The sequence below is a fragment of the Dehalococcoidales bacterium genome (assembly GCA_028716225.1).
Taxonomy (GTDB): Bacteria; Chloroflexota; Dehalococcoidia; order Dehalococcoidales; family UBA5760; genus UBA5760.
This window is the reverse complement of the sequence record JAQUQE010000082.1, coordinates 1-4467: the sequence shown is the minus strand read 5'-3', so window position 1 is coordinate 4467 and position 4467 is coordinate 1. Positions and strand designations below refer to the sequence as shown.

The 4467-nt window shown below is 57.4% G+C and carries 8 protein-coding genes; 4 read left to right on the top strand and 4 right to left on the bottom strand.

Annotation, left to right across the window (positions count from 1 at the left end; translation table 11 throughout):
* Positions 1–139: 139 nt before the first annotated feature.
* From PHI12_13675 to PHI12_13660, 4 genes are read right to left on the bottom strand one after another with little or no spacing between them, the layout of a single operon-like run.
* A complete protein-coding gene (locus tag PHI12_13675; GenBank protein ID MDD5511842.1) occupies positions 140–670 on the bottom strand; it encodes an MT-A70 family methyltransferase in 531 nt (176 codons plus the stop codon).
* On the bottom strand, positions 667–1098 hold the full coding sequence (locus tag PHI12_13670) for a helix-turn-helix transcriptional regulator (protein MDD5511841.1): 432 nt from the start codon (positions 1096–1098) through the stop codon (positions 667–669). Before PHI12_13670 ends, PHI12_13675 begins: the two co-directional genes overlap by 4 nt.
* The gene (locus tag PHI12_13665; GenBank protein ID MDD5511840.1) at positions 1095–1577 is read right to left on the bottom strand and encodes a hypothetical protein; all 483 of its coding nucleotides are present in this window, start codon (positions 1575–1577) and stop codon (positions 1095–1097) included. The genes PHI12_13670 and PHI12_13665 overlap by 4 nt, the downstream gene beginning before the upstream one ends.
* Positions 1574–2416: a DnaD domain protein gene (locus tag PHI12_13660; GenBank protein ID MDD5511839.1), complete on the bottom strand. Its 843-nt coding sequence runs from the start codon at positions 2414–2416 to the stop codon at positions 1574–1576. The genes PHI12_13665 and PHI12_13660 overlap by 4 nt, the downstream gene beginning before the upstream one ends.
* Before the next feature lie 275 nt (positions 2417–2691).
* Here PHI12_13660 and PHI12_13655 point away from each other — a divergent pair, with 275 nt between their 5' ends.
* The 4 genes from PHI12_13655 to PHI12_13640 all read left to right on the top strand — a co-directional run bounded on the left by PHI12_13655 (position 2692) and on the right by PHI12_13640 (position 4133).
* The gene (locus PHI12_13655) at positions 2692–3183 is read left to right on the top strand and encodes a hypothetical protein (protein ID MDD5511838.1); all 492 of its coding nucleotides are present in this window, start codon (positions 2692–2694) and stop codon (positions 3181–3183) included.
* Between the two features lie 113 nt (positions 3184–3296).
* Positions 3297–3509, top strand: coding sequence for a nicotinamide mononucleotide transporter (locus PHI12_13650; GenBank protein ID MDD5511837.1), 213 nt, complete (start codon positions 3297–3299; stop codon positions 3507–3509).
* A gap of 55 nt (positions 3510–3564) precedes the next feature.
* Entirely contained in the window at positions 3565–3999 is a 435-nt protein-coding gene (locus PHI12_13645) for a hypothetical protein (GenBank protein ID MDD5511836.1), read from the top strand.
* Complete coding sequence (locus PHI12_13640; GenBank protein ID MDD5511835.1) at positions 3999–4133, top strand: hypothetical protein; 135 nt, start codon at positions 3999–4001, stop codon at positions 4131–4133. The genes PHI12_13645 and PHI12_13640 overlap by 1 nt, the downstream gene beginning before the upstream one ends.
* Positions 4134–4467: the final 334 nt, after the last annotated feature.

The window sequence follows — 4467 nt, the reverse complement described above, 5'->3', positions numbered from 1 at the left end:
CGAGTTGCTTGTAGTCACGGCTCTTTCTCGGGTCAAACGCTCTCGCACGCCCAGCAATGGTCGTTAGCCTCGGACGCCCCTGGGCAACGGGTTCGCCGTAAACAGTAAACTTGATTGGTTCAGGCATGGTCGTTGTCCGTCATGATACCTCCTCCTCAAATAAGCTGGGTTCGAGAACCTCATTCCCCCAGGTGTCCCATTCCGGGCGTCTAACCCTCGCGAACATCTCCAGCCTCGGCGGTGGACTGACACGCTCGATCAACTCGTAACTCTCCCCTGGCTTCTGGCTGTGCTTGCGGCGCGGGGCGGTTATGAGGGTTACGCCCTTCTCTACCGCTGCCAGCCTGCCACGGACACCAAACAGCATGTGTTCGGTCATTCCGCGAAAATATTGGCCTAGGCCGAAGCGGTCCTTCGCCCAGGTGATCGTGGTGATGTAGCGAAACCCGAGCTGCTCCACTACCCACAGACCGTCTTGCAGGAAGTTGTTTGTCGTCCACAGGTACAGGTGACAATCCTCGGCGGGTGTGAAGACGCCGCTCTCACGGATCACACGCACGATGTCGGGTGTTTTGAGGAGAGGGTAGTGTCTGTCGGCGCCACGCTTGATGCGACCGCCACCACGTTCGAGCCAGGGCGGGTCAATGAGGATGGTATGGTAGAGGTTCACGATGCTATCTCCCTCCTCTGATCCCACGGCCATCCGTACTTGTCAAAACGCACGGCCGCCGCGATGCAGGTCTCCCAGTCCACAGGTCGGCCCTGTGCCTTTAGGCTCGCGCCTAGCGTCAGCGTCCCGAGGCGCATTCGCGCGACATCAGCCGATTCTCTGCCGGGCTCATGGTCGGGCACGGGTTGTTTGCCCGGGCCAATCCAGGAGCCGCAGAACTCAAACAGACGTTCGCGCACCTCGTCGGGCACGGGCCGATAACCAAGCTCGTATCCGCTCAGCGTTGAATACGCGACGCCAAGTACGGATGCGAGTTCGGCGAGGGTATACGCCAGTGATTCGCGCACTGCGCGGAGGGTCGGGTAGACCCCGTATTCTTCCAGCACGGCGCGGGCTTCGCGGGCGTGGCGGAGTTCGGTGGGGGTCATTTCTGCTCCACCTCTACGCCGCGCAACCCGCCGCCCAGATTTCGATAACGGCCCAGCCTCTGCGCTATTTCATGCTGCCGCTGGTCCCAGTCCCGGCACCGCCGTTTGACAAACTCCCAGATAACCCGTCCTTCCTCTTTGTGTTCCTTTAGGTCCAGATAGTGGTTACGAGAACCCCGCTCGATGCCTGCGCCGGGTTCGTACTCCAGCCAGCAATCCCTGTAGCCACCATACTCGGCGTACTTCTCCTTAGCGCGGCAACGCTGACAGACTGACCACTCGTCGAGCATCTGGTCGCAGTCCCAGATATGAGCCCATATCCAATCCCGCGATGGCGGCCCGAAGCGCAGATGTGAGAACAGCTTGGCTAAGGTCCGCCATTGCTTGGCCTCCGGGTCTCTCCACCACAACTCCAGATCGGGGCGTTCACCGCCCAGGCTCTGACGAATGACTTCCAGTTGCGGCGCAAGATTGCTCATTCAGGTCGCTCCTCGATGATGATTTCGGGTTCCTTGGGTCCGTCGCGTTGTCTTCGTTTCCCGGCGGCTTCGGCTTCCTCGCGAGTCCGAATTCCCTGCCGCCGACAACGGTCCAAAATGCCCCGAACATAGCGCAGGTTCTGTTTCTCAGGGCCAGAAGCGACTGCTTGCTCCAGCGCCCAGAGGACCAAATCCGCTTGCAAGCCATCATCCTCGATGTAGGCTTTGAGGCGATCAAGAATCACGGGGGTTATCATGCCGAAGCGGTTGTCCTGCCAGAATTTGACGATAGCGCTAGTACTAGTACTACTACTACCCTTCCCAACCCAACCCAACCCAACCCGTAGTGCTGTTGTGGTGTCCACGCGGTTACTGTCTTGGTTACCACTTGGTTGCGACGCGGTGTCTGCGTGGTTACTGTCTTGGTTACCATTTGGTTGCGGGATGGTAACTGCTTGGTCACCATCTTGATTGTCGTCGGGTAGCTGCGGTTCCGTAGGGTTGTCGGGTGGTGGCGGTAGTTTGGAGGGCTTGGGGTAACGCGGATGCTGATAGTCGCGCCACTTCAGAAACGCAAGATATTCGCGTCCCCGGTATTCATAGAGCATTAGATTCCTGCATTTCCGAAGGACATGATCGCGCATTTCCACAATCTGTTCAAGCGTGAAATCGTCATAGGGGAAAATCGTACTTCGGAGGAAAGGCGGATTGCCCAACAGCCTTCCTTCATCGTCCGCATTAGAGAAACAGCCGATGAAGAACAAGCGCTCAGTGGGCGTCAGTTCGGCTATATCCTCGTCCGACCAAAAATCCGGGTAGATGAATCGTTGTCGGGCCATTGAAACACCCCTCAGCAGCTACTATACCAAATCGGGGATACGCCATGCAATAGCTGGGATGCTATGCTGACGAAAAGGGAGACAGGGTTAGATATCTAAACGGCCTCCTAACGCCGGCACTGAACTGTTCTGCGGCCTCCCCTCCATCCCATACTATACGCCAACCGCCCCAAATTTGTCAATAGAGTATTGACTTCTGGGATGTATATCTGTTAGGGTGGGGATGAACAACACACGGTTTCACTAATTGTTGAAGAGACAAGGGGGGAACCCGAGTGGGGAAGTATGTCACGGTTCAGCGAATCGTGAGGAATGTTCTGAATCAGGAAGGATGTCACGATGCGCAGTCCCAGAGTTACGAAGCGATCCTGGAGTTTCCCGCATTCGTTGGCGGAGAAACCGATGTTTTGCTTGCCAATCGTACTGTACAGAAGCTGCTTCGCCGTCTGGAATTCGGCTCGCCGGTTCTTCCCCTACAACCCCGGGTTAGGCTTGCCGGGGATTCTCCGGTAATCACGCTACGGGGGTACTGGTTCGCCAAGGAGGATGCCGAAGTCCTAGAGCGGATCAACAACTACGTTAGTCTGTTGGACAAGGAATGTGAATCAGTGTTAGAAACCCTGTCGTTGCTGCAAGACATTGGGTTGTCCCCCGGCAAGGTTAAGGGGCTGCTCGAGTGTATGAAAGAACGCCTACAGAAGCTCGAACACGATGTTACTCAACTTCGGGACGCGCAAGCAAAGAAAGGAGACCCGCCAAGTGTCTAATTCTCAATGTCTCACCCGGGAAGAAGTCGCAAAGGCCCTCACTGAGCAATTTCGTGCCTCTCCGCTCCTCCAGGGCCTGCGCGTAACACTCCCCGCGCTCTAGGAGGGTTTGAATGCACTGGACCTGGGGCTTGACGGCTCTTTCGATTATCGGCACCGTTGCCAATATCAAAAAACAACGCTGGTGCTTCCTTGTATGGTTATGCACGAATAGTGCATGGTGCATTTATGACTTCTACATTGGTGCCTACGCGCAAAGCCTGCTGTTCTTAGTGTATGTCGGCTTGGCGGTCTGGGGGTTGTGGGAATGGAGGAGAGGGAAATGATGGGCACGGGTAACGACAAGCCTGATGGATGGAAGATGCACGGAGGGACACCCTAATGGGTTACAACAAGCACAGCTTGCTAATCGCAACGACCTTTGGGTCTGCGTCGCGCCCGATTTTCGAGGCATGGCGGGAGGCGTTGCCCGACGAGCAAAAGCGACTAGTGGTCATTTCGCCGGAGTGCATGAATGGCTATTGGACCGTCGCGCTTCTGCCAGATGGCAGCAAGGAGGGCTGGGATACCAGCGACGCGTTTGACGCCCTGCGCGATGAGCTAGCTGGCCTCATCCGCGAGCACATGAAGTACGCCGACATGGTTCACCTGACCTACGGCGAGGACAACGGCTTGACCACCATCGTCCAGACCACGGACCTAGGAGTGAGCGTTGCGAAGAACGCCGTGGACTTGGAACGGTGGCAAGCGGTCGCTGGCTACACCGATGCGGACATGGCAGAGGTGCTCAAGCGATTCGTGAGGGAGGCCCCCTGATGCTGGACCTGGATGCGATTCGGGCCGACCTTGACGCGCTGGAGGCGCTGGGCTGCGAGTATGTGGTCCTGCGCGGACTGGAGGATGCGATTGAGTTAGACAAATCAAGCGCGAAAAGCGAGGATCAGTCATGAGAATCAAACTCGGTGATCTCGTGAAGGACCGCATTACGCATTATCGGGGTATCGCTGTCTGCCGCACGGAATGGCTGAACGGCTGCGCCCGCGTCGGCGTCCAGAGTCAGCAGCTAAAGGACGGCATACCGCAGGAGCCGCAGCACTTCGACGAGGCGCAACTAGACGTTCTCGGTCCCGACCAGCCAAGCGCCACCAAAATCACGGGTGGCCCAACACCTGCGCCTAGGCGCAACCCTGACCCTGCGGGGATCTAGGCATGAGCGGAGCGAGGCGGCGGGTAGTCGAGGGGCTACCCGCCCCGAGTAAAGAGGGGGAGAGATGATGGACAAGT